Below are 26880 nucleotides of genomic sequence, written 5' to 3'. Positions count from 1 at the left end.
GGATTCGAGCACCGGGACAGAGCGATCTTCCCAACCCTGGATCCCGGGCATAGTCGGTTCCCGACTGGAATAGTGGAAGCACAGACCTTGGATTCGCCCGGCCCCATCCGGAGTGGCATGGTCCCGGTGGACAGCACATCGAAGGGTGCGGGCCGACGGCGAACACAGCGCGATGAGGGGAGGTGGGACGCCCGATGATCGCTGGAACACCGGTGCTCGACCTCGACGACGCGGAGTCGCTCGAGGCTGCCGACAGCGGCGGCGCCCTGCGCTCGGCCGCATCCGGTGGCGCCCAGATCCGCGCTACCGCGGCCGCCGTCGACGAGGGCATCCTGGAGCGGCTGGACGGTCTGCGCCCACGCAGCCTTGTCTTCGTCTGTGGACCCGGCCGGGCCACCCGCGCGGCGCGGCTGCTGATCACCGCGCTCGGGGATCGAGCAGGCCTGCCGATCGTGCCCGTGGTCGCGGTGCCGCCGTGGGTCGGTCCGCTCGACGTCGTGGTGGTCGCCGGCGACGACGCGGGCGATCCGCGGCTCGTCGACGCCGTCGACCGGGCCCAGCGGCGCGGCGCGGAAGTCATCGTCGCCGCACCGCACGAGGGCCCGCTGCGGGCGGTCGCGGCGGGCCGCTCGGCCCTGCTCTCGCCGCGGCTGCCGGTCCTGGATCACAACCGGCTGCTGCGTTATCTGGCGATCGGTATCGCCGTCCTGCGGGCGATCGACCCCGCCCGCAGTGCGCCGTCGCTGCCCGCGCTGGGCGATCTGGCCGATCTGGTGGACGCCGAAGCGCTGCGCGACGGTCCCCAGCACGAGGCCTTCCGCAATCCGGCCAAGACCCTGGCCACCCGGATGCAGCAGCGTGCACTGGTGCTCGCGGGCGATTCTCCCGCCGCCACCGAACTCGCGGGCCACGCCGCCGAGGTGCTGTTGCAGTCGGCGGGGCGCATCGCCACCGCGGTCGACCTCGCGGGCGCCGTCGCCGCGCATCCGCGCATGATCGCAGCGACGGGCGAAACCGCCCCCGACTACGACCCGCTGTTCCACGACGAGCAGCTCGACGGTCCGGCTCCGGTCGAGCGGATGCGGGTGCTGGTGCTCAGCACCGACCCCGACGAGGTGGCCGCGCGCCGCAAACTCGCCATCTTCTCCGGCACCGGATCCGGCCTGGTGGACGCCGACCTGGTCGCCGCCGACCTCGAGCTGCTGCGCAGCGACCTCACCGATCCCTCGGCCCCGAAGCCGGAGGAAACCGAGGGCGAGACACGCGCGCGCGGCGGCGATCTGGAACGCCTCGCCGTCCTCGCTCTTCGACTCGAGATGACCGCCGCCTACCTGCGCCTGATCGGTGCCCGCGAGGTCACCACCGGTGCGGCCCCCGAACAGTTCGGCTCGGACCAGTTCGACGGGGGACGCTACTAGTGCACGAACTCGTCGGTGCGCTGCGCTCTTACGCATGGGGCTCGCGCACCTCGCTCGCCAAGCTGTGCGGCCGTCCGGTCCCCTCGGCCCATCCGGAAGCCGAATTGTGGTTCGGCGCCCATCCCGCCGATCCGGCTCAGGTGCGGATCGGCAACGGCTCGACGACGTCGCTGCTGGAACTGGTCTCGGCCGATCCGGATCGGGAACTCGGCCCGGCGGCACCGGAATTCGGTGGTCGGCTGCCGTTCCTGCTCAAGATCCTCGCCGCCGAGGAGCCGTTGTCGCTGCAGGCCCATCCCAGTTCCGCGCAGGCCGCCGCCGGATTCCACCGGGAGAACCAGGCCGGGGTGCCGCTGGATTCGCCGATGCGCAATTACCGCGACGAGAACCACAAGCCGGAACTGGTGGTGGCGCTGGACCGATTCGAAGCGCTGGCCGGATTCCGGGAACCGAAACGTACGGTGGAATTGCTGCGTGCCCTCGATGTCGCGGCCCTGGAGTCGTACGCGGATCTGCTCGCCGCCCAACCGGATTCGGCCGGACTGCGCACCCTGTTCACCACCTGGATCACGCTGCCGCAGAACGTCCTCGCCACGCTGCTGCCGCAGGTACTCGACGGCTGCGTGCGCTATCTGTCCAGCCGCAAACGCAAATTCGCCGCCGAGGCCAGGACCGCACTGGAACTGGCCGAAAACTACCCGGGCGATGCCGGGGTGCTGGCCGCGCTGCTGCTCAACCGGTTGACCCTGGAGCCCGGTCAGGCCCTGTTCCTCGACGCCGGCAACCTGCACGCCTACCTGCGCGGGCTCGGCGTCGAGATCATGGCCAACTCCGACAACGTGCTGCGCGGCGGCCTCACCCCCAAGCACGTCGATGTCCCGGAGTTGCTGGCGGTCTTGGACTTCGAGCCGATCGACCTGCCGATCGTGCTGCCCGAACCGGCGGGCGACGGATCGGTGCGCTACCGCACGCCCGCGCCGGAATTCGCGCTGCGGCGTTTCGATCTGACCGCAGGTGCAGCGCTGGTGCCGCTCACCGAGGCCGGCCCCGGCATCGTGCTGTGCACCGAGGGTTCGGTGCGCCTGTTGCAGGGCGGATCCGAACTGGTGCTCGAACGCGGTGCCGCGGCCTGGATCTCGGCCGCCGACAGCGACGTCCGCGCGCAAGCCGTGGACGGCCCGGCCCAGGTGTTCTGCGCCTGCGTCGGCGGGGCGTCCTGACCGGCTGCGTATCGAAACGCCGGCGCCGGGGGCCGCTATCCGGATCCGGGACAGCGCGCAGCGCGCGACTCGCATAGTCTGTTTCGCGGCCCGGTCCGGTCCGGCAAGGACCGATCGGACTCCGACTGCGCACCACGGCGACGGTGCGGCACATCGAACAGGAGGGCGGCCGGATGTCGGCTAGTGGTGGGAAGAAGGCGATTGTCGCCGCGTTGCTGGCGAACGCGGGTATCGCTGTGGCCAAGTTCGTCGGTGCGGCGATCACCGGATCGGCGTCCATGCTCGCCGAGGGCGTGCACTCGGTTGCCGATACTTCCAACCAGGGCCTGCTGCTGCTCGGTCAGCGTCGCGCCGAGAAAGAGGCCGACGAGCTGCATCAGTTCGGCTACGGCCGCAACCGCTACTTCTATTCGTTCGTCGTCGCGCTGGTGCTGTTCACCCTTGGCTCGGTGTATGCGATCTACGAGGGGATCCACAAGATCCAGCATCCGGAGGAGCTGAGTTCGCCGCTGGTCGCGGTCGTCATCCTGGTGATCGCGATCGGCCTGGAGACCTACAGTTTCACCACCGCCGTGCGCGAATCGCGCCCGCTCAAGGGCCGGGCGAGCTGGTGGCGGTTCATCCGCAATTCGCGCAGCCCGGAGCTGCCGGTGGTGCTGCTGGAGGACACCGGCGCGCTGATCGGCCTGATCTTCGCCCTCGCCGGTGTCGGCCTGACCATGATCACCGACAACGCGATCTTCGACGGCATCGGCACCCTGGCCATCGGTGGCCTGCTCGGGGTGATCGCGATCGTGCTGATCATCGAGATGCAGAGCCTGCTCATCGGTGAGGGCGCCACGCCCGAGGAAGACCGGGCCATCCGCGCCAACCTCGTCGACGGGGAGCGCATCGACCGCATCATCCACTGCAAGACCCAGTACATGGGCCCGGAGGAGCTGCTGGTGGCCGCGAAGGTCGCCATCACGCCCGGTCTGGACATCGCCGCCATCGCGTCCGCGATCGACGACGCGGAGGCGCGTGTGCGGGCCGCCGTGCCTGCCGCGCGGGTGATCTATCTGGAGCCCGACCTGTACCGGACGCAGCCGGCCTGACCATCCCCGGACCCGAGCGCCCCCGCCCCGCACCCGCGGTGCGGGGGCGCTGTCGGTCGCGCTCAGCCGATGTGGAAGCTGACCGGCGCGGCCTGGGTGTTCGCATACGGCAGTAGCGAGGCGGGCCGCAGCGTCGGCTCGAAACGAGCGGGCACCGCGGTCCACTGCGTGGCGCCCGGTGCCGGGCCGGTCTCCAGGCGGGCCAGCCGGGTGCGGGCCAGTGAATCCGCGCCGACGGTGTCGGAGGTCGAGGTCTCGGCGGTGAGCCAGGTGCCCTCGGGGGTGAATTCGATCCACGGGTTCGCGATGGCGATCTCGCCGAGGTGGAAGCGGGTCGCGGCGACGACGGTGCCGCGGTAGCGCAGCGTGCCGTAACCGGCCGCGTCGAGCTCGGCGGAGTCGAAGGTGAATCCGATGCTGCCGTCGTCGTGGACGCCGGCGCCGCCGGACCCGGCCAGGGCGCCCTGGAGGGTGTCGGTGACGGTGGATTCGAAATTCGGGGCGAGCGCCCAGCGCAGGTCCTGCGGGGGCGGTGCGGGCGCGTTCGGGCCGGGCGCCGGATCGAACACCACCGGTGCGGCCAGCTCCTGGGCCGGGTTGATCGCCTCGGCCGCGCCGTAGGTGTAGACGCCGAAGCGCGCACCGGTCGGGATCTGTTCGGGCAGCCGCACCTGCAGGGCGGCGGTGAACTCGCCATCCGGTTCGAGTTCGACCCACTGGTGGCGGATGGTGCGCTGGAAATCGAACGGTGCGCTCGGCACCCGATCCAGCGCGGATCTCGACAGCACCCACTGCACGGCCGACCGTTGCGCGGCGCGGGCGCTGGTCGGGGCGCCTTCGGACGGCCGCCACTGCGGGGCGAACGCGCCGAAGGTGACGAAGGTGCCATGCGGTACACCGGGCGGGACCGGTACCGGAAGACCGGAGGTGTTGGCCTCGGGGTCGAAGCCGCGGCCCTTGACGACGATGGTGTCGCCGACGTGGACAGGGGTATCGGCCAGCGGAGTCCGGCCGTCGGCGGTGAACAATTCGATCGCGGGCGCGGGCTGGGCGGTGGCGGTGGGTGCGACGCCGACGACAGCCCCGGTGCCCGTGACCGCGGCGACGGCGACGACCGCCAGCAGTGTTGTTCTCACACCTGCGAATCTATGACGTGCGGGATCGGTCGTCGTAGGGGCGTTCGGCCCTACACGACGTGACCTCCGCCATGATCACGGCCGTTCTCGTCGGATACCGATGTCAGGCCCTGCCTGCCCGCAGCAGGTCCAGCGGATCACTGCGCACACCGAAGCGCGAACGCAACACGTGCTGGGCGGCGTGCAGGCCGGACATGCCGTGCACACCCGGCCCGGGCGGGGTCGACGACGAGCACAGGTACACACCGGGCAGCGGGGTGGCGTACGGGTTCCAGCGCGCCAGTGGGCGGAAGGCCGTCTGGCGCAGGTTCATCGCGCCGGCGGAGATGTCGCCGCCGACGTAGTTGGCGTTGTGGGCGGGCATCTGCGCGGCGGTGCGCACATTGGTTGCGAGGATCAGATCGCGGAAGCCGGGAGCGAACCGTTCGATCTGCGCGATCACGGCGTCGCTGATGTCGCGGTCGGAGCCGTTCGGAACATGCGCGTAGGTGTAGAAGGTGTGTTTGCCCTCCGGCGCCCGGCCGGGATCGACCACACCGGGCTGGATGGACAGCACGTAGGGCCGCTCGGCGTGCCGTCCGGCGGCGACGGCCCGTTCGGCCGCCATGGCCTCGTCTCGGGTGCCGATCAGATGCAGCGTTCCCGCCGACGCGCAGCCCTCGGCCTGCCAGGGCACCGGCCCCGACAGCGCGAAATCGATCTTGCATGCCGCGCCGCCGTAGCGGAATCGGCCGAGTTTGCGACGGTAGCGGTCCGGCAGCCGCTCGCCGCCCAAGCGCAGCAGTTCGGTGGGCGCGGTATCGAGGACGATCGCGCGGGCGCTGTCGAACTCCGCCAGCGAATCGACGCGATGTCCGGTGATCACCCGTCCCCCCAGCCGCTCGAGCTCGCTGATCAGCGCGTCGACGATGGCCTGACTGCCGCCGCGCGGGATCACCCAGCCGCCGGCGTGGGCCAGCGTGCCGAGCAGCAGCCCCGCCCCGACGGCGGGCAGCGCGCGCGGTTCGGTAATGGCATGGGTGGCCACTCCCGACAGCAACGCCGGGGCCTCCTGCTCGCGGAACCGGACATTCCACAGCGGCGAGCCCTGTTCGAGCATGCGCAGCCCGAACCGCACGGCGGTCGGCGACAGCGCGGGCACATGCCGCATATCCGACATGGCCAGATCCACCACCCGCGGCCAGTCCCGCACCAGCGGCTCGAACAGCGAACGCCAGGCCCGGCCGTCCGCGCCCAGCCCGTCGGCGGTGCGCTCGAGATCGCGCCAGGCGACGCCTGCCCGGCCGCCGTCGAGGGGATGGGCATAGGACGCCTCCGGCGTCAGCAGCTCCACACCGTGCTCGGCGAGATCGAAGGCCCGGAAGAACGGTGAGGCCAGAGCCATCGGATGCGCGCCGGCGCAGGTGTCGTGGTGGAAGCCGGGCAGTGTCACCTCGGCGGTCCGGCAACCCCCGCCCGCGGTGTCCTGCACCTCGTACACCTCGACCGACAGCCCGGCCCGCGCCAGCACCACCGCCGCCGCCAGCCCGTTCGGTCCCGACCCCACCACCACGACATCAGCCATGCCCCGATTGTGCCGTGGATCGCCGGACGCGCGCCGGTTCCCGTCCCGATACGAGCACGGACCACAGACAGCGGGCCGGCGTTTTTCGATCCGGGCGCGGTGTGACCGGCAACAGGCCACCTACGGCCGCGGCATCGACGAGTGGAAGACCGCGATGGCCGAATCGGGCCGTGCCTCGCACAAGGAACTGGTCGACTGGCTGAAGACCGAGCACGGCTTCGGGCACGGCCACGCCAACGCCATCACCCAGCATTTCCTGCACCCGGAGAAGTGGGCGTCCTGAGTCAGACGTCGGTGGAGAAGCGGATACCGCCGTCGGGGATCTCGACCCCGGGCCAGACCCGCGCGCCGCGCAACAGCTCACAGCGGGCGCCGACGCTGGCGCCGTCACCGATGACGGCGTCACGGACCAGCGCCCGCGGGCCGATCCGGGCGCCGAAGCCGATGATCGAACGCTCCACCGTCGCCCCGGCCTCCACCCGGGCACCGTCGAACAGCACCGCACCGTCGAGGCGGGCGCCGGCACCGACCTCGGCGCCGCGGCCCACCACGGTGCCACCGATCAGCAGCGCACCCGGCGCCACCCCGGCACCCTGGTGCACCAGCGACTCACCACGCTGACCGGGCAGCGCGGGCGAGGGCGCGATTCCGCGCACCAGATCCGCCGAGCCGCGCACGAAATCTTCCGGGGTGCCCATGTCCCGCCAGTACGAGGTGTCGACGTGGCCCTGCACCCTGGCACCCTCGGTGAGCAGCGCAGGGAACACCTCGCGCTCCACCGACACCGGACGCCCGGACGGGATCTTCTCGATGTACTCGCGCCGGAACACGTAGCAACCGGCATTGATCTGATCGGTCGGCGGGTCCTGGGTCTTCTCCAGGAACGCGGTGACCCGGCCGTTCTCGTCGGTCGGCACGCAGCCGAAGGCCCGCGGATCACTCACCCGCACCAGATGCAGCGTGACGTCGGCCTTGGTGGACTCATGGGTGTCGAGGATGGCGCCGAGATCGGTGCCGCCGAGCACGTCACCGTTGAACACCATGACGTTGTCCGCGCGCAGTTTGGGCAGCACGTTGCGGATGCCGCCGCCGGTGCCCAGCGGTTCGGTCTCGGTGACGTACTCGATCTCGAGGCCGAGGTCGGCGCCGTCACCGAAGTGTTCCTCGAACACCTCGGCCTTGAACGAGGTGCCCAGCACGACGTGGGTGATGCCCGCTTCGGCGATCCGGGCCAGCAGGTGGGTCAGGAACGGCAGACCGGCGGTGGGCAGCATCGGCTTGGGCGCCGACAGGGTCAGCGGACGCAGCCGCGTCCCCTGACCGCCGACCAGAATCACGGCGTCGGTGCCTGAATGTCCTGACATCGAGGGTCCTCTGTTCACAGTGGATCGTCCGCGAGCGGTGCACTCACGAAGCTTCGTCACGCGCCTTCGCGCGCAGCGCAGATCGAACCGCAATCCGGGAGCGAACCGCAAGTCCGACCCGCAGCGCCAGCCGCAACGGGGCCTGCCACCAGTGCGGATGCCGGTCGGCCTGGAAGCGGTAGGCACTGGCGTGGTGGGCGGGCAGCATCAGCTCGGGATGCCTGCCCGCGGCGTGGCCCTTGGCATGGGTGACCTCGGCGCTCGGCACGAAGACGTTGTGCCAGCCCGCGCGACCCATCCGGTCGCCGAAGTCGACGTCTTCCATGTACATGAAGTAGCGCGAGTCGAAGCCGTCGATGGCGTCGAACGCCGCCCGGCGCACCAGCAGGCACGACCCCGACAGCCACCCCACCGTGCGTTCGGAGATCTGCTCGTTCTCCTGGCGGTAGCGCACGGTCCAGGGGTTCGACTTCCAGATGGAGCCGAGGATGGCGTGACCGGCACCGTCGAGCAGGCCGGGTACCGAACGCGCCGACGGGTAGATGCTGCCGTCCGGTTCGCGCACCATCGGACCGAGCGCACCGGCGCGGGGCCAGCGCTGCGCCGCGGCCAGCAGCTCGTCGATGGCGTCGTTGCCCCAGCGGATGTCCGGGTTGGAGATGACGATGAATTCGATCGACGGGTCCAGTTCGGCCACGGCCCGGTTGATGGCGCCGCCGTAGCCGATATTGCCTCCGGTGCGTAGCAGCCGCACATGCGAGTTGGCCTCGGCCACCATTTCCGGCACACCGTCGACCGACCCGTTGTCGGCCAGGATCACCTGCGGCTTCTCCGCGGTGGCGGTGGCCAGCGTGCTGATGAAGTGCTCGAGGTGCTCGCCGGGCGAGTAGGTGACCGTGACGACGGCCAGGCTCGGCTGACCCGTGGAATCGGAGGGGCTCACAGCGGTCCAGCCTAACCGGAGCGGCGCTGCAGCGCGTCCTCGAGCGCCGAGCGCCAATCCCGCAGCGGCGTCAGCCCGGCGTCGGCCCACGAAGTACCGGACAGCACCGAATACGCCGGGCGCCGAGCGGGTCTGGGGAACTTCGAGGAATCACACGGCCGTACTCGCTGCGGATCCGCGCCGACTCCGGCGAATACCGCCAGCGCCAGATCGAATCGGCTCGCGGTGCCGGAGTTGGTGGCGTGCAACAGCCGGGGGGCCTGTGGAGTGCGGGCCAGTTCCAGCAGGCCGAGCGCCAGATCGCCGCCGTAGGTGGGGCAGCTGAGTTGGTCGTCCACCACGTCGATGCTGTCGCGTTCGCGTTCGAGCTTCAGCATCGTCGCAACGAAGTCGCCGCCCGCCGCGCGGAAGACCCAAGAGGTGCGGACCACGTGGGCCTGCGCGGCCGAGTTCAGTACCGCGTGTTCGCCGGCCAGTTTCGACTGTCCGTAGACCGACAGGGGCGCGGTGGGGTCGGACGTCTCGTAGGGCCGGGTCGCGGTGCCGTCGAAGACGTAGTCGGTGGAGATATGGATCAGCCGCGCCCCTGCCTCGGCACAGACCGCCGCCAGTACCGCAGGGCCCGTCTCGTTAGCCGCGAACGCGGCGGCCCGCTCGGATTCGGCGGCGTCGACGTTGGTGAAGGCGGCGCAGTTGATGATCACCGCGCCTGGACCGACGATCGCGCGCACCGCGTCGGCGTCGGTGATATCGAGTTCGCGGTGACCGAAGGCGCGCGCGGCGGGCGCGAACCGGCGCAACTCGTGCCCGAGCAGTCCGCCCGCACCGGTGACGACCACCCGCTCGGCCAGGTCGGGGTCGGCGGGCGTTTCCGGAGGTGTAGCGGCGCTCATGCGGTCAGTCTGGCACGCCGTCGCACCAGCGGTTCGGCTCCACCGCCGTTGCCGTTGGTTAGCCTCGTGATGGGGCTGGGTGTCATGAGCGACGCTGAGTCGAAAGGACTGGAATCGATCGCCGGGTCCGACGAGCGGACCCGACGGGGTGGAGAGGACTGCAGGTGGCGCAGCGCAGGGCGGCAAGTGGGGGTGGCGCACCGATGTCCCGCACGGAATGGGAACCGGGTTCGTTCGGCCCCATGCGTGCGCTGGTGGCCGTGATCGCTGTGCTGGTGCTGGTGGTCACCGGCCTGGCCTGGCGCAGCGTGGACAGCCTCATCTCCAATATCGAACGCATCTCCGATCTGGGCCTCGGCGGCGGGCGCGACGGCGCGGTCGACATCCTGCTGGTCGGCGTCGATTCGCGCACCGACGCGCACGGCAACCCGCTGACCGACGCCGAACGCGCGATGCTGCACGCCGGCGATGAGATCGGCACCAATACCGACACCATCGTGCTGGTCCGGGTCCCCAACGACGGCAGCTCCGCGACCGCCATCTCCATCCCCCGCGACTCCTACGTCGACATCCCCGGCCTCGGCAAGGGCAAGATCAACTCCGCCTACGGCATCACCAAGCAGGAGCAACAGCAGGAGCTGCTGGACGAGGGCGTCGCCGAGGACGAGGCCGAACGCAAGTCCACCCAGGCGGGCCGCCAGGCCCTTGTCAAGACCGTCGCCGGGCTGACCGGCATCACCGTCGACCACTACGCCGAGGTCAGCCTGCTCGGGTTCGTGCTGCTCACCGACGCCGTGGGCGGGGTGGACGTCTGCCTGAACAATCCGGTCGACGAATGGATGTCCGGCGCCTCGTTCCCGGCGGGCAGACAGCGGCTCGACGGCCCGCGCGCGCTGAGTTTCGTACGCCAGCGCCACGACCTGCCGCGCGGCGACCTGGACCGCATCGTGCGTCAGCAGGTGTTCATGGCCCAGCTGGTGCAGCAGGTGCTCAGCAAGGACACCCTGAGCAATCCGAGCAGGCTCAGCGAGTTGAGCGAGGCGGTCGGGCGCACCATCGTGCTCGACGAGGACTGGGATGTGCTGGCATTCCTGCAACAACTCCAGGACCTGACCGGCGGCAAGGTCACCTTCGAGACCATCCCGGTGGCCGATCTCAACGGCACCACCCCCGAGGGCGAATCGGTGGTGCGGGTGGAGCCGAAGGCGGTGAAATCGTATGTGGCCTCGCTGGTCGGCGAGGACAGCGACGAACCCGCCGAGCCCGCGGTCGCGCCGTCGTCGGTCACGGTCAACGTGTTCAACGCGAGCCTGGTCGGCGGTCTGGCCGGTGCCGTCGCACAGGCCTTGAGCGCCAAGGGCTTCCAGCAGGGCGAGGTGGACAATTACTCCGGCGATCCGGTCACGAGCAGCCGGGTGCTCGCGGCCTCGACCTCGGACCCGAAGGCCAAGGCGGTGGCCGAGGCGCTGGGCGGGCTGACGGTGCTCGCCGACGAGACGGTTGCGCCGGATACGGTGAGCGTGGTGCTGGCGAGCGACTATTCTGGACCCGGGTCGCAGGCGGGCGGCATGTTCGACTTCGACACTCCGTCGACCTCCGCCACCCCCGTACCGCCCGCTCCGCCGATCGATGCAGGCAAGAACGGACCGACATGCGTGAATTAGCCACCGCGCAGCCAACAGCCAGTGAGCGTGAACCAGCCGATGCGTGATCTCGAGCAAGCACTGACCCTCACCGAGGCGGTGCTCGACCCGATCCTCGCGCGCGAACCCGCGGGTCCGCGCGTCACCTACTACGACGATGCCACCGGGGCCAGAATCGAACTGTCCGGGCTCACGCTGGCGAATTGGGCGGCCAAAACCGCCAATCTCGTGCGCGATGAATTCGGGCTCACCCCCGGCGCGCGGGTGGCGGTGCTGCTGCCCGCGCACTGGCAGACCGCGGCGGTGCTGCTCGGCTGCTGGTGGGCGGGCACCGAGGTGGTACTGCACGCCGATCCCGACGCCGACCTCGCCCTGTCCACCGTCGAGCGGCTCGACGACACCGACGGTGCCGGCGAGGTCGCGGTGCTGTCGCTGGATCCGATGGGTGCGCCGGTGCGTGATCTGCCGATCGGCGTCACCGATTTCGCCACCTCGGTCCGGGTACACGGCGACCAGTTCCTGCCCGGCGGCATCGGTGTGGCGCTGGACGGGATGTCGGTGTCGGAGGTTCTCGCCGAGGCGCGCACTTCGGCGCTGCGGCAAGGCTTCTCCGAGGGCGACCGGGTGCTGTCGAGCACCCCGTGGGAGACCCCTGCCGAGCTCATCGACGGTTTCGTCGCGGTGCTCGCCGCGGGGGCCTCGCTGGTCCAGGTCGTCAACCCGGATCCGGCGCTGCGGGAGCGGCGTGTGGAGACCGAACGGGTCACCGCGCTGCGCGGATGAGGCCGGTCCGGGCTCCTACCGTGGTATAGGTCGATAGTCCGACTCTGGGACGTTCCCGCCGCTGCGCCGGTTCCGTACCGTGGTGATATCGCACACATCAGACGATGGGGTCGGGTGAGAGATGAAGCCGCAGTATTTGTTCCGGTGGTTGTCGGTGCACGGTGCGCCCCGTGCTGTCCTGCGGACGCAAGCGCGGCGCGGCGATGCGTTCGCCCAGTTGATGGGCGGGCCCGTCGGGGTAGACGATCCCTATCCGCTGATCGAACAGCTACGCGGTGCGGGCGGGTTGCAGCGCGCGGCGCTGTCCTGGGTCACCTTCGATCACGGGCTGAGCCGAGCGATCCTGCGCGACAACCGGTTCGGTGTACGCGCACCCGAGAGCTTCGTGCCCGGCCCCCTACAGCGGTTGGCCAAGCATTTCCCGGTACCGCCCAATCCGGTGGAGCCGCCGTCGATGCTGGTGATCGACCCGCCCGAGCACACCAGGATGCGCAAACCGGTGTCGTCGGCTTTCACCCCGCGGGCCATCGGCAAGCTACGCGACCGGGTCGAGAGCGTCACCACCGAGTTGCTCGACGCGCTGCCCGCGCACGGATCGGCCGATCTGGTGCAGGCTTATGCCGCGCAGGTGCCGATCGCGATCATCTCCGAAATGCTCGGCTTCCCGGACGCCGATCGCGAGATGTTCCTGAAGTGGGGCGATCGAATGACGCCACTGCTGGACCTGGGGATCTCCTGGCGGGCACACCAGCGCGCCATGGACGCGACCCACTTCATGAACCACTACCTGATCGAGCACATCGAGCGCCTGCGCCGACACCCCGGTGACGACATCCTCAGCTCCCTGGTCACCGCCGGTGAACTGAACACCGAGGAACTGATCGCGACCGCGAGCCTGCTGATGGGCGCGGGTTTCGAGACCACGGTCAACCTGATCGGCAACGGCGTCATTCAGCTGCTCGCCCACCCGGGCCAACTCGCCCGGCTCCGCGAGGAACCCGAGCTGTGGCCGAACGCGGTGGAGGAAGTGTTGCGCTTCGATCCTCCCGTGCAGACCACCGCGCGCACCGCCCTCGCGGATCTCGAGTTCGAGGGCGTGCCGCTGCGAGCCGGCGCCACGATCGTGCTGTCACTGGCGGGTGCGAACCGCGACCCGGCCGTCTTCGAGGATCCGGCCCGCTTCGATATCACCCGGGCCAACGCGAAGGACCATCTCACCTTCAGCAGCGGCATCCACGTCTGCCTGGGCGCGAGCCTGGCCCGCATGGAAGCCGGCTATGCGCTGCGCGCGCTGTTCGAGCGTTTCCCCGAGCTCCGGCTGGAAGGCCCGCCGCGCCGCAGGCAGCTGTTCACGCTGCACGGATACGAGCAGATGCCGGTGAACCTCGGTCCACGGGCGCGCAGCCCGCAACACTCCGGCGTCTGAGCAGCGGTGTCCCGGGCGGGCCGGGGTGGGGATGGCCCGCCCGCCCGGGCGCCGCTCAGGCGAAGCCGACCGCTTGCTCGCCCCAGGCGGTGTGCAGGTCGTGGTCGGGGTCGTCGACCACCCGGTCGACGGCGTCGATGAGCAGGGTGGTGCGGGTCTGCTCGTGATAGGGCGGCCAATGTTTGGACCCGTCGAGCGCGGCAGGCACACCGTGGTGGGCGAAGGCCAACCAGCGCCGCATCATCCGTCCGGAGACCTCGGTGGCCACCTTGCGGCCGCCGAGCCAGAACGTCGGATCGTGGTTGAAGGTGCCGAAATTGCCGAAGACATAGGGCAATTCGGTGGCGTGCCCGGCCCCGACCCGCGCCGCCCGCAACATCGGGGTTGCGTGGTCGAACCGGTACATCCAGGTGCGCGAATGCCGGGAATGGGTATCGGCCACCCAGTGCGCGGGCATCCGGAACGCGGCATCGGTGGACATGGCCAGCGCACCGCGCGGCTTGGCCAGATCGGGGTAGGCGGAGGTGATCTCGGCGATGCGTTCGTGCGACATTCCCGGATGGCTTTCCTGCACACCATTGAGCATGGCGTTCACCGCTTCCGGGGTGACCGGCATGATCGGTGAGCGGAACAGCCGGAACAGCGACGCCTCGTCTTTGTTGGTGCCGATGATCAGCGGCACCCGATGCGAGAGCCCGTCACGGAAACGGTCGGTGGGATAGCCGGGCAGCAGGTCGCCGTCGACCACCGGGGCCGCGGCCAAGGTGCCGGGGGCCTGGATCGGTACTTCATCGATCAGGATCGCGGCCGCATCGATGATCCGGTCGATCGGGCACTCGAGCAGTTCGCCCGAGCGCTCGCGGGGCAGATCGATCAGCTCCAGGAACCTGTCGGCAACTCCGGCCGCGCGTTCGCGCCCGAAAACCGTTGTCGCGGGCGGACTCTGCGCGATTGCGCGATGGAACAGGCCGGCCGCGCGCGGCGCGGTGAGCAGCGCGGTCACGCAGCCGCCGCCCGAGGATTCACCGAACAGGGTGACATTGTCCGGGTCGCCGCCGAACGCGGCGATATTGCGCTGCACCCACTCCAGCGCGAACAGCTGATCGTGCAGGCCGAGATTGGGCACGAAATCCGGCGACAGCGAGGACAGATCGAGGAAGCCGAGCGCCCCGATGCGGTAGTTCACCGTCACCACCACGACATCGCCGGTCTCGACCAGCCTGCGGCCGTCGTAGATGCCCTGCGCCGCGGTACCAAGGCAGTACGCGCCACCGTGCAACCACACCATGACCGGGTGCGGGCCGCCATCGGTGCCCGCCGGAGCGAAGACATTGAGCCACAGACAGTCCTCCCCCATCCGCAGGCCCTTGTCGATGGGAACGGTGTTGTCCATGTTCTGCGGCGCGATCTGACCGGACTCGATGGTGTCGCGGATGCCGTCCCAGGTCTGCGGTGGACGGGGCAGGGAGAACCGGTGCGGGCCTGCCGGTGCGGCGGCGTAGGGGACACCGCGCCAGACGAGCACCCCGCCGTCGCGCACACCGCGCACCCGGCCGTAGTCGGTCTCGGCCACCGGTCCGGACTCGTCCTGCGTGGCCGTCGCTCGAATCAACTCAGTGCTCATCGCGGACCCTCCTCATACCTCTGTCTATCGAGGGTACGACGGTGTTCATGACACCCGTGGTGACCGAAGCGAACCATCTAACGGCGCGTCGCGCCCGGCGCGTCGGCGGCCCAGCTCAGCGGGCAATTCCGCGGCGAATGTCTGCTGGGTCACCTGCTCGCTACACTTAGCCGATGCCGAGTTACAACTTTCGGTGTCGCAGCTGCGGTGACACGTTCGAGGTGAACCGTCCGATGGCCGAGGCGTCCGCGCCGGCTCCCTGCCCGAACGGGCACGACGACACCGTCAAACTACTCACCACCTTCGCAACCGTCGGCCGAGCCGCCGCACCGGCGCTCGCCGCCGCGCCGCGCCCCTCCGGTGGGTGCTGTGGAGGCGGCTGCTGCGGCTGAGGCCGCGCCCGTTCAGTCCCTGCGGTCGACGTGGCCGAGGTCGCGGTCAGGGGCCACCCGGTCGCGCACCCGCTGCTTGAGCACCGCGATCTCGGGGAAACCGCCGTCGGCCTTGCGTTCCCAGATCTGCTCGCCGTCGACGGTGATCCGGAAGACGCCGCCCGTGCCCGGCACCAGGGCGACCTCGCCGAGTTCGGTGGCGAAGGTACTCAGCAGTTCCTGCGCCATCCAGCTCGCGCGTAGCAGCCAGCGGCACTGGGTGCAGTACTCGATCGCGACACGGGGCATGCGGCGAACCCTACCGGGAGCGGCGCGCACGCGGATCAGGCGCTGACGTCGCCGTCGAGGTAGACCCAGCGTCCGTCCTCTCGCACGAAGCGGCTGACCTCGTGCAGGGCGCCGCGGCCTGCGCCGTCGCGGTAGTGCGCGGTGAACTCGACCGTGCCGGTGTCGTCGAAGGGCCCGCCGCGTTCGGTCCGCTGGATCTCGAGGAACAGCCAGCGCTGGTCCGGATCGATTTCGAGGGTCGCCGGGCGGCTGCGCCGATGCCAGGACCGGCGCAGATAGCCGACGTCACCGACAGCGAAGGCGGTGTAGCGCGAGCGCATCAGTGCCTCGGCGGTCGGCGCATCGCGCTCGCCCGCCAAGAGCGGCCCGCAGCAGCTGCCGAACGGTTCGCCGCGCCGGCACGGACATGGCTGCGTCTGATCCATGACACCGATCATGCTCACCCGCCGCCGTCCGGACCAACCGGGAGCCGGGCAGGCCGGTGCTCATCCGATCGTGGCGAGCTCGTCGGCGATGCGCGCGGTTTCCTCCCGCCAGCGCCGCAGCTCGATGACGGCAGGCGCCAGCTCGTAGTCGTGATGGTGCGCCGCATGCGACAGCGCCGACCACAAAGTCGCGATCCGCGCGGCGGTGAACGGTCCGGCGAAGGTGCGCAGGGCCAGCAATTGGGCGCGCATGGGGCAGCGCATCAGCTCCGGCGCCACCCGGATCCACAGCTCGTCGACGACCTGCTCCAGCGCGATCCGCAGAATCCACGCCGTCGCCCGCGACCACAGACCGCCCGCGTCGGTGACGCTGCCGTCGAGCAGCCCGTCGACGGCGGCCAGCCGCTCGGCGACGCTCGGGCGGTCCACGCCGATGTGCGTTTCGTCGCGAGGCGGGCCGTTCGGGCGCGGCCGCTGCCGCGGCCCGCGAGATCGTCCGCCGCTGCCACGCGCGCCCCGACGTCGTCGGCGCCGGGCAGGGCCGGCTTCCTCACTCATCGCGCCAGCCATTCGACGAGCTTTTCGGTATCGGCGATCAACTCCTGCATGCTGCGCCCGATCGGCACATGCGCGCCCGCGGTGGCGTCACGGAGCGCACCGACAGCCCATTTGCCTTCGCGGGCAAGGTGTTTGCCCAGATCTTCGATCCGGCCGGACGGCCCGAGGACCGCGAGCGCCACCATGGCTCTGGTGGATTGTGCGGTATCGATCAGGCGCTGCACCTCCCGATGGTCGACGCCGTCGGCGAGCAGCGTGCGCCGCGCCCTGGCCAGGCTCGCCGCTTCCAGCGCCGAACGGCAGCAGGTGGCGACGAGTTCGTCGGCGATCGCGGGTGGCAGCTGGGGGGTGCGGGTGAGCGCGCGGGCGTCGTCGAGGTAGCGCAGCACCGGATCGCCGGACACCCGCACCTCCACCCGGGAACGCTCGCGCCGCTGCACCTCGAGCACCCTGGCGTCGATCTGCATCCGGCGCACCGCCTCGGCCAGCCGCTCGTCATGGGTGAACACCACCACCTGCCGGGTCCAGGCCACCGTCGCCAGTACCCTGGCCAGCCCGTCGACCTTGGCCGGGTCCATCGCCTGCACCGGATCGTCGATCATGACGAATCGGAACGGGCTGTCCTCCACGGTCGCGCGGGGCAGGAACAGCGAGAGCCCGAGGGCGTGCAGCTCGCCCTGGCTCATCACCCCGAGTGCGGCGCCGTCCACCTCGTCGACGGTGACGTCGAGCAGAACCCGCCGCGCGGTGTTCACATTGCCTTGCAGCCGGATGCCGCCCAGTTCGACGTTGCTCTGCTGACGCAGGCTGTGCCATACCCAGCGCGCTGTCGTCTCGAGTGGCGCCATCCGTTCCCCACGCAGGCCGGCGGTGGCCGCCTTGAGCCACTCCTCGGCCTTGCGCACCGTGCGCAGCTCGTCGGCATGCGCGGCCACCGCGCGGGCCCCGTCGAGCCACGCGGCGATACGCGGCGTCAGCGGCGCCCAGACCTCGTCGAGCCGGTCGAGTTCCTTGCGGGTGCCCTGCTGCAAGAAGTCGAGCTCGTCGACCAGCCGCGCGTGCGCGGCCAGCAGCCGCCCGGGCAGCTCCGGGGTGTACTCGGCGTTGGTGAGCTCCGCCCATTCCGACCAGGCCCGCCGGGCCGCCGCGGTGTCGACCGTTGGTGGGTTGCGCGGATCGAAGGCCAGCTCCGCCGGAATCTGTTCCGGTAGCGAGCGCGCCGCCCGCAACGCATCGCTCAGCTCGCTACGAGCGCCGGCCAGCGCGGCCACCCGCTCGCTCAATTGGGCGATGGAGGCCTCGGCGGCCCGGGACCACTGCTGGTCGAGACTGCCCCGTCCGCACACCGGACACGGGCACGGCCCGGTGCGGGCGGCGTGCTCACGGGCGCGGGTGAGCAGGTCGAGGATGCGCAGATCGGCCTCGGCGTCGGCGGTGGAGTCGCGGTCGAGCGCGGTGCCGCAGGCGGCCAGCCGGGCGGCGACCTCGGCGACCTCGGCCTCCGACGGCAACCGCAGGCGCACGATGGCGCGCAGGCCCTCGGGTTCGCCGCCCGAGCCGGTGCCGAACAGCTCGGCTTCCACCGCGGCCAGGTCCGGCGCGGGCGGGCGCAGCAGTTCGGTCATCCGGATGGCGCGGTCGTCGGCCACGGCGGCCAGATCGGCGAGCAGTTCGAGCCGTTCCTGGCGGGAGTCGCGGGCCGCGCGTTCGAGCTCGAGCCGCCGCATCCGGATGGTCTCCTGCGCGAAGGTGAGTTCATCGAGTCCGAGCAGTTGATGCAACGCGTCGAACAGCTCGCTCGGTTTGCCGTCGACCAAGGCACCGAGTTCGCTGTAGGACAGGAACGGGCGGTACAGCTCGAGCGGCACCGACCAGCGGCGCGCGGGGAACGGCGCCGGGCCCGCGGCCGTGCGCTGGGTCCACCGCGCTTCCGTCAGCGCGGCACCTGGTGCCCATTCCTTGACGACGGTGAGCGCGGGCTGCTCGCCGCCGGCGAGTAATTCCAGTTCGATACGCGCGGTTTCGGGTTCGTGCAGATTGCGCCAGCCCTCGCGCCAGGCCGCCGACCGGCCGTCCCAGCGCCGGTTGCCGCCGGTCAGCGCCAGTTCCGCGGCCTCGGCGAAACTGGATTTACCGCTGCCGTTGCGGCCGACCACCAAGGTCAGACCGGGACCGGGCGCCAGCTCGAGAGTGGTCTCGGCACCGATTCCACGGAACCCGCGCACTCGGATCGCCCGCAGGAAAATACCCGCGGCCCCGAATTCTGCTGCCGGTTCGCTCGATTCGAGATCGCCGAGAGCCGCCAGCACGGTGTGCGCGATATCCGCGGTGACCGCGGGATCGGATTCGAGCCGCCGGGTGACCAGCTCGGCCAAGCGGGGCGCGTGCCGACTCCCCGGGCCGGTCTCGGAATTCGTGCGCATACACCACCCCCTGCACCACCGAACCGCGGCGCACCCTCCACCCCGCGCGCGGTCGCACTGTACGAAAGCTGTCCGAAACGCTACCCGATAGCCGGGCGCAGGCACAGACGAGAAACTGCCCGCGGGGATGGAATTGGCCATCGAAACGCGGGGCTGCGCTCCGATGTCCACCCCTCGCCAGCCCCGACGGGCAGCTCGTTGGTGTGTCACCCTGTGCAGGGTGGCTCGGGCGAGCCGAACAGGTCAGAATGCCAGAGCTCACCCGTGTGCGCAAGCGCACGCTCGGCCGACCGTCGCCGAAAAATTCGACGGCACAGCGGATTTCCCAGGTAGATCCGGGTGGCGAGGGAACTTGTCGGTGCGATGCGGTAGAAATCCGGGGACCGAATGCAGGGGGCTCGAGGAGCGGGGGAAGTATGGAGCACGTGAGGCAGAGCCGGTGACTGCGCGCCAGAACCCGGCCACGGCGCAACGCCGGGTGCGGGTGAGCGCGGGATTGGCCGAACTCGATATCTGGCTGGCCGACCAGGTGCGCACCGGGCTGGCGCAGTCGGATCGGTCGTTCGGCGCGTTCGAAGCGATGGCGGCGCGCATGGTGGACGCGCAGGCGCCCGGAGTGGCGGCGATCCTGCGGCAGGTGCCCGCGGCCGTGATCACCCGCTCCGACTGGCCGCAGGTGGTGCTCGACCGGTATGCCCGGCTGCATCTGCTCGTCACCGCGCACCGCAGGCTCGACGAGCTCGCGCCGCCGCTGGCCGCCAGCGTCCGCACCCGTATCGGCTACCCCACCAGGGCGGATTCGGTACGGGCCGAACCCGCCGTCCGCGACCAATGGATGACGCTCGGCGTCCGCGTCACCGAGGACGACCGGCTCTACACCCGGCGCACCTGGCTGTTCGGGCGGCGCAGCGGCCGCTGGGCACTGCTGATCGACCACAATTTCGGTTCGCCCGGCTTCGCGGTCGAAGCACCGGCGCTCGGCATGATGGCCGAGGCCGATCTGCACTTCTACCCGGCGGCGGCGCCGTTGCGGGCGCTATGGGGCGCAGCGCACGGTGGCGCCGAACCGTTCACCACGGTGCCGCGAGAACCGATGTCCGGTCTCGAGGCGGCCCTGAACCGCTATACCGAGGCACTCGCTGCCGATCCATGGCTCGGCTCCTGGCCGATGCTGCTCGCCGACGTCGTGCCGGTGCCGGGCGAGGAGGGCTGGCAGCTGGCCGAAACCAGCGGCGCCGCACTCCCGCTGGCGACCCTCGACCCGCAGTGGGACCTGCTCGGCGTCTCCGGCGGCCATCCGGTGACCGTGACGGCCGAATGGACCGACAGTGGCCTGCTGCCCCTGTCGGTGCTGGCCTCGGGTGCGGTGATCGACATCGGCACCGTGGTGAGCGGGCCCGGCGGGCGCGGGGCGGTCGCCTCGGCCGAATTGGCCTCGGCGGCACTGCTCGGCACCGCGCGCCGACCGCCACCGACCGCAGCGCTGCCTCCCCCCGTCGCCGCCGAGGTGCGGCAGTTGGACACCGATCCCGCTCTGCTTCTGCTCGAATCCGCCGCCCTGGATGCCGCCTTCGCTCGCGGTGGCATCCTCCCGGGCCGCGCCGACCTACCGGAACCGGCCGAGGACGATCCGCGCGGGCAGGTGCCCCGCGCCGCCGCCGAGCGGTTGACGCAGCTGTTGCGCGACCGCTCGCGCTTCCTGCCCGAATGGCTGAGTGCCGCCGCGCCATTGGACTACCGCGCTCCCGACGTGCTGTGCGCGCAACTGCTCGAATACGCCGCTGGGCACGCCGATGTGCGAGAACCGTTGCTACGGCTGGCGGGAACGCGGGGCCGGTGGCTGGCCGAGCGCAATCCGGCCTGGCACACCTTGATCCGGCACGGTGCGTCGGTGGTCGAGCCCACCGGATCCGATGCGGCCTGGCGTCTCGGGCAACCGGCCGAGCGGGCCGAGTGGCTGGCCGCGCTGCGGCAACGCGACCCGGCCGCCGCGCGGACGGTGCTGCACACGGCATGGGAGTCGGAGTCGGGGCCGCTGAAGGCCGAGCTGCTCGCCGTCCTGGAGGACCGGATCAGCGCGGCCGACGAGCCGCTGCTCGAGTCCGCGCTCGACGATCGGCGCGGCGATGTGCGCCGGACCGCGGCCGGGCTGCTGCGGCTGCTGCCGGATTCGGCTTTCTCCCAGCGCATGACCGAACGCGCCGCGGCCTGGGTGCGTATCGGCCGGAAGGCACTGCACGCCCAGGTGAACATCGACATACCGGACGAGCTCGATACCGCTGCCGTGCGTGACGGCATCACCGACCGCACCGGGGAATACGGGTATCGCTGGGCCGGCGCACCCGACGTCACCGCCGGGCGGTTGCGTCATCTGGTGGCCGCGACACCGCTGGCGCATTGGGCGGCGGTGCTGCATTCCCCGCAGCGCGCCACCGGCGCCGCCATCGACGACCGGTTCCGGCAACCGATGTTCGATGGCTGGGTCGACGCCACCCTCGCCGAACGCGATCCGCGATGGGCGCGAGCGCTTTTCGACGCCGGAGTCCCCTCGGACCTGGCCATGTTGCGTCGCCGGGAACTGTTCGGCCTGCTCCCACCGGCCGATCGGAGCCAGCATGTGCTGCGGCTCGACGGTGCCTGGCTGTCGGAGATCGAGGCGCTGCTGCCTGCCGTCGGCCATCCGTGGCCGGAGCCGGTGGCCCGGCATGTGCTGCTGTTGCTCCAGGAACGCGCGCGAGCGGCAGAACGTCGTCCAGGAGCGCACGGCACCACCCCGACCGCGCACCGGTCATTGCTGACCGCCGCGTCGGTGCACCTGCCGCCGACGTCGGCAGCTCTGGCGACGAACCTGGCCCGCCGCTGCGGAGATCCGGCCTGGGCGCGGGCCTTCGACCGGCTCGCCGACGACATCACCACCCGATCGACGATGCTCGAGGAGTTGCAGTGACCGCCACCGAATCCCATCTGCTGCGTCCGCACGCCGAACAGGCCTTCGCCGACGAACTGCGGGCCCTCGCCGCCGTGGACGACCGACCGCGGCCACCGTCGTGGCGGTTGTCGCCATGGGCCGTTGTCACCTACTTGCTCGGCGGCACCCTCGGCGACGGCACGGTGATCAGCCCGAAGTATGTGGGGCCACGCCGGCTGATGGAAGTCGCCGTGGCCACCCTGGCCACCGATCGGGCGCTGCTTCTGCTCGGTGTGCCCGGCACCGCCAAAACCTGGGTGTCGGAACACCTTTCCGCGGCCATCAGCGGCGCCTCCACGCTGCTGGTGCAGGGCACCTCCGGCACCGGTGAGGAATCGATTCGCTACGGCTGGAACTACGCACGGCTGCTCGCGGAAGGGCCGAGCGACGGTGCGCTGGTGCCGTCACCGGTGCTCACCGCCATGCGCACCGGAGCCATCGCCCGGATCGAGGAACTCACCCGCATCCCCTCGGATGTGCAGGACGCGCTGATCACGGTGCTGTCGGAGAAGACGCTGCCGATTCCGGAACTGGGCGCGGAGGTGCAGGCCGCCAAGGGATTCAATGTCATCGCCACCGCCAACGACCGCGACCGCGGCGTCAACGAGCTGTCCTCGGCCTTGCGGCGTCGCTTCAACACGGTGGTGCTGCCGCTGCCCGCGAGCGAGGAAGACGAGGTCGCCATCGTCACCCGCCGGGTCGCGCAGCTGGGTTCGACGCTCGAGTTGCCCGAGGTGCCCGCGGCCGCCGAGGAGGTGCGCCGGGTGGTGCGGATCTTCCGTGAGCTGCGCGACGGCGTCACCGCCGACGGACGGACGAAGCTGAAATCGCCCTCGGGCACCCTGTCGACCGCCGAGGCCATCTCGGTGATCACCAATGGTCTCGCGCTGTCGGCGCATTTCGGTGACGGTGTGCTGCGCGCGAGCGATGTGGCGGGCGCGGTGCTCGGTTCGGTGATCAAGGATCCGGTGGCCGATGCGGTGGTGTGGACCGAATACCTGGAGGCCGTGGTCCGCGAGCGCCCGGAGTGGTCCGATTTCTATCGCGCCTGCCGCGAGGCCGGCGGATGAGCGAACCCACCGGCGGTCCTGGCGCCGCCGAGCCTCGGACCCGGGTGTTCGGGATCCGTCATCACGGGCCGGGTTCGGCCAGGTCGCTGCGGCTCGCCCTTGATCACTATCGTCCTGACACGATCTTGATCGAAGGACCGGCCGACGCCGATCCGCTCACCGCATTCGTCGCAGACCCGGGCCTGGTGCCGCCGGTCGCCATGCTCGCCTACGTCCCCGACGCGCCGACCCGCGCCGCGTTCTGGCCGTTCGCGCAGTTCTCGCCGGAGTGGCAGGCACTGCGTTACGCGGCAGAACACGATGTGCCCGTGCGCTTCTGCGATCTGCCGGCCACCACTGTGCTCGCGCTGGACGCCGAACCCGGCGACAGCGCCGACCCGCTCGCCGAACTCGCCTCCGCCGCCGGCTACGACGACGCCGAACGCTGGTGGGACGCGATCGTCGAATCGACCACCGACATCGGCACCTTCGACGCCCTGACCGAGGCGATGCGCGCCCTGCGCGACAGCATCGCCGGCGTTGAGCCGACCGGCGACTCCACGACGCATTCACCGTCGGCGCCGCCGGAACCAGCGAGCGCCGACAGCCGCCCACGGCGCGGCCGGAGCCGCCCCACCGGATCGAACGACAGCGGCGCCCAGGCCGACGGCGAGCGGCTCCATCCGCCGATATCACCGGCTGATCGGATCGACCGACACACACTGCGGCGTGAGGCCTACATGCGGCAGACGATCCGGAAGGCGCTGAAGGACGGAGCGCAGCGCGTCGCGATCGTCTGCGGGGCCTGGCATGCGCCAGCGCTGGTCGAACCGCTCGGCCCCGCGGCCGCCGACGCACGGCTGGTGAAGGGGCTGCCGAAGGTGAAGGCCCGGCTTACCTGGGTGCCGTGGACGCATTCGCGGCTCTCGTCGGCCTCCGGATACGGTGCCGGTGTCACCTCCCCCGGCTGGTACCACCACCTGTTCACCCACACCGAGCAGCCCATCGTCCGCTGGCTGACCAAGGTCGCTGACGCGCTCCGCAGGCATGATCTTCCGGTGTCGAGCGCGCACATCATCGAGGCCGTGCGGCTGGCGGAAACGCTGGCGGCGCTGCGTGATCGGCCGCTGGCCGGGTTGTCGGAGGTCACCGAGGCCACCAGAGCGGTACTGTGCGACGGCGATGAGAGCATGCTCCGGTTGGTCGGCGCCGAATTGGTGGTCGGCGAGGCCATCGGGGCGGTCCCGGCGACGACGCCGACGGTACCCCTGGACGCCGACCTGCGTGCCAGAGCCCGCACCCTGCGGCTGAAACAGCAGCCCGAGCCCACCCTGATGGAATTGGATCTGCGCAAGGAACGCGACCGCCGCAAATCCCGGCTACTGCACCAGCTGCGGATCCTGGACGTCGAATGGGGCACGCCCACCGACAGCGAGGTACGCGCCACCGGCACCTTCCGCGAAACCTGGACCCTGCAGTGGGAACCGGAATTCGCGGTGGCGGTGATCGAGGCGTCACGCTGGGGCACCACCGTCGCCTCCGCCGCCGAAACCAAGCTACTCGACACCGCGGCCCGCGCAGACCGTACCGTCGGCGACCTCACCGACGCGCTCGGCCTTGCCCTGCTCGCCGATCTGGGCGGCGCCGTCGGCGAACTCATCGGCAGGCTGGAATCGGTGGCCGCGCTCGACCACGACGTCACCCATCTGCTGGCCGCACTACCCGGGCTGGTGCGCACCCTGCGTTACGGCGACGTACGCGGCACCGATACCGCCGCGCTCACCCACGTCGCCGACGGCATGCTCATCCGCATCTGTGCCGGCCTTCCCGGTGCGGTCACCGGCCTGGACACCGATGCGGCGCTGGAGCTGCGCGGCCTGATCGACGCCGGGCACACCGCGATCCACATCCGGGACGACACCGAAGCCCGCGAGGCATGGCTGACGACCCTGCACCGCATCGCCGACCGCGATGATGTGCACGGCGCGATCGTGGGCCGTACGGTGCGGCTGCTGTGCGACGCCGACCGGATCGACCGGGCCGAATCCGCGCGCAGACTCGCCGCGGCGTTGTCCATCGGCAGCTCCGCCGCCGCCAAGGCGGAGTGGATCGACGGGTTCCTCGGCGGACGCGGGCTGCTGCTGGTGCACGACCGCGCATTGCTGCGGCTGGTCGACGATTGGCTGCGCACGCTCGACGATGACCAGTTCGTTCAGACCCTGCCGCTGCTGCGCCGGACCTTCGGCGCCTTCGAAACGGGCGAACGCCGTGCCATCGGCGCCGCGGTCCGCGACGGAGTCCCCGCCACCGCCGGTGCCGCGAGCGTGCGGCCACTGGACCTCGACCGGGGCGCACGCGCGATGCGCGTGGTCGCCGAGATCCTGGGAGCCCGACCATGAACGACACGCCCGATCGCGCCGCTACCGAGGCCGTCGACAGCGAATCCTCGGCGCGCCGTTGGCGTCTGGTGCTCGGCGCCGCGGCCGAACCCGAACTCGGTGGCCTCGGCTCGGCCGACGATGCCGCCATGGACGGCGCGCTGTCCACGCTCTACGACAGCGATCCGCCCGCCGGTTCGGGGCCGCGCTCGGCCGGCCTGCAGGGGTCGGCACCGCGGGTAGCGCGCTGGCTCGGCGATATCCGCACCTATTTCCCGTCGTCGGTGGTGGAGGTGATGCAGCGCGATGCCATCGAACGGCTGGATCTCACGCAGTTGCTACTGGAACCGGAGTTGCTCGAGGCGGTGGAGCCGGATGTGCACCTGGTCGGCACCCTGCTCAGCCTGAACCGGGTGATGCCGGAAACCACCAGGTCCACCGCGCGGACGGTGGTGGAGCAGGTGGTGCACGATATCGAGCGGAGGATGGCCGCGCGCACCGTGGCCGCGGTGAGTGGCGCGCTCGACCGCGCGGCGCGGGTGAGCAGGCCGCGTCCTCGCGATATCGACTGGGATCGCACCATTCGCAAGAATCTGGCGCACTATCTGCCCGAGCAGCGCACCGTCGTCCCCGAACGGCTGGTCGGCTACGGTCGCCGCGCCAAGGCGGTGCGCCGCGATGTGGTGCTGGCCATCGACCAATCCGGCTCCATGGCCTCGAGCGTGGTGTACGCGTCCGTGTTCGGCGCCGTACTGGCCTCCATGCGCTCGCTGCGCACCTCGCTGGTGGTGTTCGACACCGAAGTGGTGGATCTGACCGAGCACCTGACCGACCCGGTCGACGTGCTGTTCGGCACCCAACTCGGCGGCGGCACCGATATCAACCGTGCCCTCGCCTACTGCCAGACCCTGGTGACCCGCCCCGAGGAAACGCTGTTCGTGCTGATCTCCGATCTCTACGAGGGCGGCATCCGCGAGGACATGCTGCGCCGCGTCAACGCACTGAAGGAATCCGGCGTCCAGATCGTCGTCCTGCTCGCTCTCTCCGACGACGGCGCCCCCGCCTACGACCACGACAACGCCGCCGCCCTCGACGCCCTCGGCATCCCCGCCTTCGCCTGCACCCCCGACCGCTTCCCCGACCTCCTCGCCCTGGCCCTCAACCGCGGCGACATCCGCACCTGGGCCAACACCACCACAGGACGACCGTGACCGATAACGACTTGCCACTGCCGCCGAACCCTTGGGACAACGTCCTCCCGGAACCTTTCGTCTTCTCCGGCGAGCCACCG

Annotated in this window: 22 protein-coding genes; 12 read left to right on the top strand and 10 right to left on the bottom strand. The window is 70.6% G+C overall.

Annotated features, from left to right (window positions below):
* Positions 1-194 precede the first annotated feature (194 nt).
* The 3 genes from AC5W7N_RS17220 (at position 195) to AC5W7N_RS17210 (ending at position 3732) form a co-directional block, all read left to right on the top strand.
* Entirely contained in the window at positions 195-1418 is a 1224-nt protein-coding gene (locus AC5W7N_RS17220) for a tobH protein (protein WP_495921891.1), read from the top strand.
* Positions 1418-2638, top strand: a complete 1221-nt coding sequence (gene manA, locus AC5W7N_RS17215) for a mannose-6-phosphate isomerase, class I (RefSeq protein WP_163809425.1) — start codon at positions 1418-1420, stop codon at positions 2636-2638. The genes AC5W7N_RS17220 and manA overlap by 1 nt, the downstream gene beginning before the upstream one ends.
* Positions 2639-2811: 173 nt before the next feature.
* On the top strand, positions 2812-3732 hold the full coding sequence (locus AC5W7N_RS17210) for a cation diffusion facilitator family transporter (protein WP_163809423.1): 921 nt from the start codon (positions 2812-2814) through the stop codon (positions 3730-3732).
* A 62-nt stretch (positions 3733-3794) separates the two neighbouring features.
* On the opposite strand, the gene AC5W7N_RS17205 is transcribed toward AC5W7N_RS17210, so the two are convergent.
* Both AC5W7N_RS17205 and AC5W7N_RS17200 read right to left on the bottom strand, forming a co-directional pair.
* A complete protein-coding gene (locus AC5W7N_RS17205) occupies positions 3795-4868 on the bottom strand; it encodes an HtaA domain-containing protein (RefSeq protein WP_195019913.1) in 1074 nt (357 codons plus the stop codon).
* Positions 4869-4971: 103 nt separating this feature from the next.
* The gene (locus AC5W7N_RS17200; RefSeq protein ID WP_495921890.1) at positions 4972-6432 is read right to left on the bottom strand and encodes a phytoene desaturase family protein; all 1461 of its coding nucleotides are present in this window, start codon (positions 6430-6432) and stop codon (positions 4972-4974) included.
* 154 nt (positions 6433-6586) lie between these two features.
* Here AC5W7N_RS17200 and AC5W7N_RS17195 point away from each other — a divergent pair, with 154 nt between their 5' ends.
* A complete protein-coding gene (locus AC5W7N_RS17195) occupies positions 6587-6715 on the top strand; it encodes a DUF4287 domain-containing protein (RefSeq protein WP_495921889.1) in 129 nt (42 codons plus the stop codon).
* Position 6716: 1 nt separating this feature from the next.
* Here AC5W7N_RS17195 and manB read toward each other — a convergent pair whose 3' ends face one another.
* From manB to rfbD, 3 genes are read right to left on the bottom strand one after another with little or no spacing between them, the layout of a single operon-like run.
* The gene (gene manB / locus AC5W7N_RS17190; protein WP_138449425.1) at positions 6717-7796 is read right to left on the bottom strand and encodes a mannose-1-phosphate guanylyltransferase; all 1080 of its coding nucleotides are present in this window, start codon (positions 7794-7796) and stop codon (positions 6717-6719) included.
* Positions 7797-7839: 43 nt separating this feature from the next.
* Positions 7840-8739 carry a glycosyltransferase family 2 protein gene (locus tag AC5W7N_RS17185; protein WP_138455653.1) on the bottom strand — a complete coding sequence of 300 codons (900 nt, stop codon included), beginning with the start codon at positions 8737-8739 and terminating at the stop codon, positions 7840-7842.
* 11 nt (positions 8740-8750) lie between these two features.
* Positions 8751-9632 (bottom strand): dTDP-4-dehydrorhamnose reductase, encoded by an 882-nt coding sequence (rfbD, locus tag AC5W7N_RS17180; protein WP_495921888.1) that lies wholly within the window; start codon positions 9630-9632, stop codon positions 8751-8753.
* 203 nt (positions 9633-9835) lie between these two features.
* Between rfbD and AC5W7N_RS17175 the strand changes: the two genes are divergently transcribed.
* From AC5W7N_RS17175 to AC5W7N_RS17165, 3 genes are all read left to right on the top strand, one after another.
* The gene (locus tag AC5W7N_RS17175; protein WP_175585759.1) at positions 9836-11296 is read left to right on the top strand and encodes an LCP family protein; all 1461 of its coding nucleotides are present in this window, start codon (positions 9836-9838) and stop codon (positions 11294-11296) included.
* 39 nt (positions 11297-11335) lie between these two features.
* On the top strand, positions 11336-12058 hold the full coding sequence (locus AC5W7N_RS17170) for a TIGR03089 family protein (protein ID WP_163809924.1): 723 nt from the start codon (positions 11336-11338) through the stop codon (positions 12056-12058).
* Between the two features lie 121 nt (positions 12059-12179).
* Entirely contained in the window at positions 12180-13484 is a 1305-nt protein-coding gene (locus AC5W7N_RS17165) for a cytochrome P450 (protein ID WP_195006760.1), read from the top strand.
* 55 nt (positions 13485-13539) lie between these two features.
* Here AC5W7N_RS17165 and AC5W7N_RS17160 read toward each other — a convergent pair whose 3' ends face one another.
* The gene (locus tag AC5W7N_RS17160) at positions 13540-15108 is read right to left on the bottom strand and encodes a carboxylesterase/lipase family protein (protein WP_228821467.1); all 1569 of its coding nucleotides are present in this window, start codon (positions 15106-15108) and stop codon (positions 13540-13542) included.
* 173 nt (positions 15109-15281) lie between these two features.
* Here AC5W7N_RS17160 and AC5W7N_RS17155 point away from each other — a divergent pair, with 173 nt between their 5' ends.
* Positions 15282-15500 (top strand): FmdB family zinc ribbon protein, encoded by a 219-nt coding sequence (locus AC5W7N_RS17155; RefSeq protein ID WP_495921887.1) that lies wholly within the window; start codon positions 15282-15284, stop codon positions 15498-15500.
* A gap of 12 nt (positions 15501-15512) precedes the next feature.
* On the opposite strand, the gene AC5W7N_RS17150 is transcribed toward AC5W7N_RS17155, so the two are convergent.
* The 4 genes from AC5W7N_RS17150 to AC5W7N_RS17135 form a co-directional block, all read right to left on the bottom strand.
* The gene (locus AC5W7N_RS17150; protein ID WP_194992625.1) at positions 15513-15788 is read right to left on the bottom strand and encodes an Rdx family protein; all 276 of its coding nucleotides are present in this window, start codon (positions 15786-15788) and stop codon (positions 15513-15515) included.
* Between the two features lie 35 nt (positions 15789-15823).
* Complete coding sequence (locus AC5W7N_RS17145; RefSeq protein WP_228807103.1) at positions 15824-16213, bottom strand: YchJ family protein; 390 nt, start codon at positions 16211-16213, stop codon at positions 15824-15826.
* A 60-nt stretch (positions 16214-16273) separates the two neighbouring features.
* A complete protein-coding gene (locus AC5W7N_RS17140) occupies positions 16274-16642 on the bottom strand; it encodes a hypothetical protein (protein ID WP_163809409.1) in 369 nt (122 codons plus the stop codon).
* A 125-nt stretch (positions 16643-16767) separates the two neighbouring features.
* Positions 16768-19194: an AAA family ATPase gene (locus tag AC5W7N_RS17135; RefSeq protein WP_495921886.1), complete on the bottom strand. Its 2427-nt coding sequence runs from the start codon at positions 19192-19194 to the stop codon at positions 16768-16770.
* 439 nt (positions 19195-19633) lie between these two features.
* On the opposite strand from AC5W7N_RS17135, the gene AC5W7N_RS17130 reads away from it, so the two are divergent.
* From AC5W7N_RS17130 to AC5W7N_RS17115, 4 genes are read left to right on the top strand one after another with little or no spacing between them, the layout of a single operon-like run.
* On the top strand, positions 19634-22141 hold the full coding sequence (locus tag AC5W7N_RS17130) for a DUF5691 domain-containing protein (protein WP_495921885.1): 2508 nt from the start codon (positions 19634-19636) through the stop codon (positions 22139-22141).
* Complete coding sequence (locus AC5W7N_RS17125) at positions 22138-23232, top strand: ATP-binding protein (RefSeq protein WP_163809403.1); 1095 nt, start codon at positions 22138-22140, stop codon at positions 23230-23232. The genes AC5W7N_RS17130 and AC5W7N_RS17125 overlap by 4 nt, the downstream gene beginning before the upstream one ends.
* Positions 23229-25610, top strand: coding sequence for a DUF5682 family protein (locus AC5W7N_RS17120; protein ID WP_495921884.1), 2382 nt, complete (start codon positions 23229-23231; stop codon positions 25608-25610). Before AC5W7N_RS17125 ends, AC5W7N_RS17120 begins: the two co-directional genes overlap by 4 nt.
* Positions 25607-26800, top strand: coding sequence for a VWA domain-containing protein (locus tag AC5W7N_RS17115; RefSeq protein ID WP_495921883.1), 1194 nt, complete (start codon positions 25607-25609; stop codon positions 26798-26800). The genes AC5W7N_RS17120 and AC5W7N_RS17115 overlap by 4 nt, the downstream gene beginning before the upstream one ends.
* Positions 26801-26880: the final 80 nt, after the last annotated feature.

The organism is Nocardia sp. CDC519 (assembly GCF_059509835.1).
The sequence above is the reverse complement of the archived record's forward strand: the minus strand, read 5'-3'. Positions and strand labels throughout refer to the sequence as shown.

Coding starts and splice junctions, on each gene's coding strand:
- AC5W7N_RS17220 (WP_495921891.1), top strand. CDS start 195: ATGATCGCTGGAACACCGGTGCTCGACCTCGACGACGCGGAGTCGCTC.
- AC5W7N_RS17210 (WP_163809423.1), top strand. CDS start 2,812: ATGTCGGCTAGTGGTGGGAAGAAGGCGATTGTCGCCGCGTTGCTGGCG.
- AC5W7N_RS17200 (WP_495921890.1), bottom strand. CDS start 6,432: ATGGCTGATGTCGTGGTGGTGGGGTCGGGACCGAACGGGCTGGCGGCG.
- AC5W7N_RS17195 (WP_495921889.1), top strand. CDS start 6,587: ATGGCCGAATCGGGCCGTGCCTCGCACAAGGAACTGGTCGACTGGCTG.
- manB (WP_138449425.1), bottom strand. CDS start 7,796: ATGTCAGGACATTCAGGCACCGACGCCGTGATTCTGGTCGGCGGTCAG.
- rfbD (WP_495921888.1), bottom strand. CDS start 9,632: ATGAGCGCCGCTACACCTCCGGAAACGCCCGCCGACCCCGACCTGGCC.
- AC5W7N_RS17175 (WP_175585759.1), top strand. CDS start 9,836: ATGTCCCGCACGGAATGGGAACCGGGTTCGTTCGGCCCCATGCGTGCG.
- AC5W7N_RS17170 (WP_163809924.1), top strand. CDS start 11,336: ATGCGTGATCTCGAGCAAGCACTGACCCTCACCGAGGCGGTGCTCGAC.
- AC5W7N_RS17165 (WP_195006760.1), top strand. CDS start 12,180: ATGAAGCCGCAGTATTTGTTCCGGTGGTTGTCGGTGCACGGTGCGCCC.
- AC5W7N_RS17160 (WP_228821467.1), bottom strand. CDS start 15,108: ATGAGCACTGAGTTGATTCGAGCGACGGCCACGCAGGACGAGTCCGGA.
- AC5W7N_RS17155 (WP_495921887.1), top strand. CDS start 15,282: ATGCCGAGTTACAACTTTCGGTGTCGCAGCTGCGGTGACACGTTCGAG.
- AC5W7N_RS17150 (WP_194992625.1), bottom strand. CDS start 15,788: ATGCCCCGTGTCGCGATCGAGTACTGCACCCAGTGCCGCTGGCTGCTA.
- AC5W7N_RS17145 (WP_228807103.1), bottom strand. CDS start 16,213: ATGGATCAGACGCAGCCATGTCCGTGCCGGCGCGGCGAACCGTTCGGC.
- AC5W7N_RS17135 (WP_495921886.1), bottom strand. CDS start 19,194: ATGCGCACGAATTCCGAGACCGGCCCGGGGAGTCGGCACGCGCCCCGC.
- AC5W7N_RS17120 (WP_495921884.1), top strand. CDS start 23,229: ATGAGCGAACCCACCGGCGGTCCTGGCGCCGCCGAGCCTCGGACCCGG.
- AC5W7N_RS17115 (WP_495921883.1), top strand. CDS start 25,607: ATGAACGACACGCCCGATCGCGCCGCTACCGAGGCCGTCGACAGCGAA.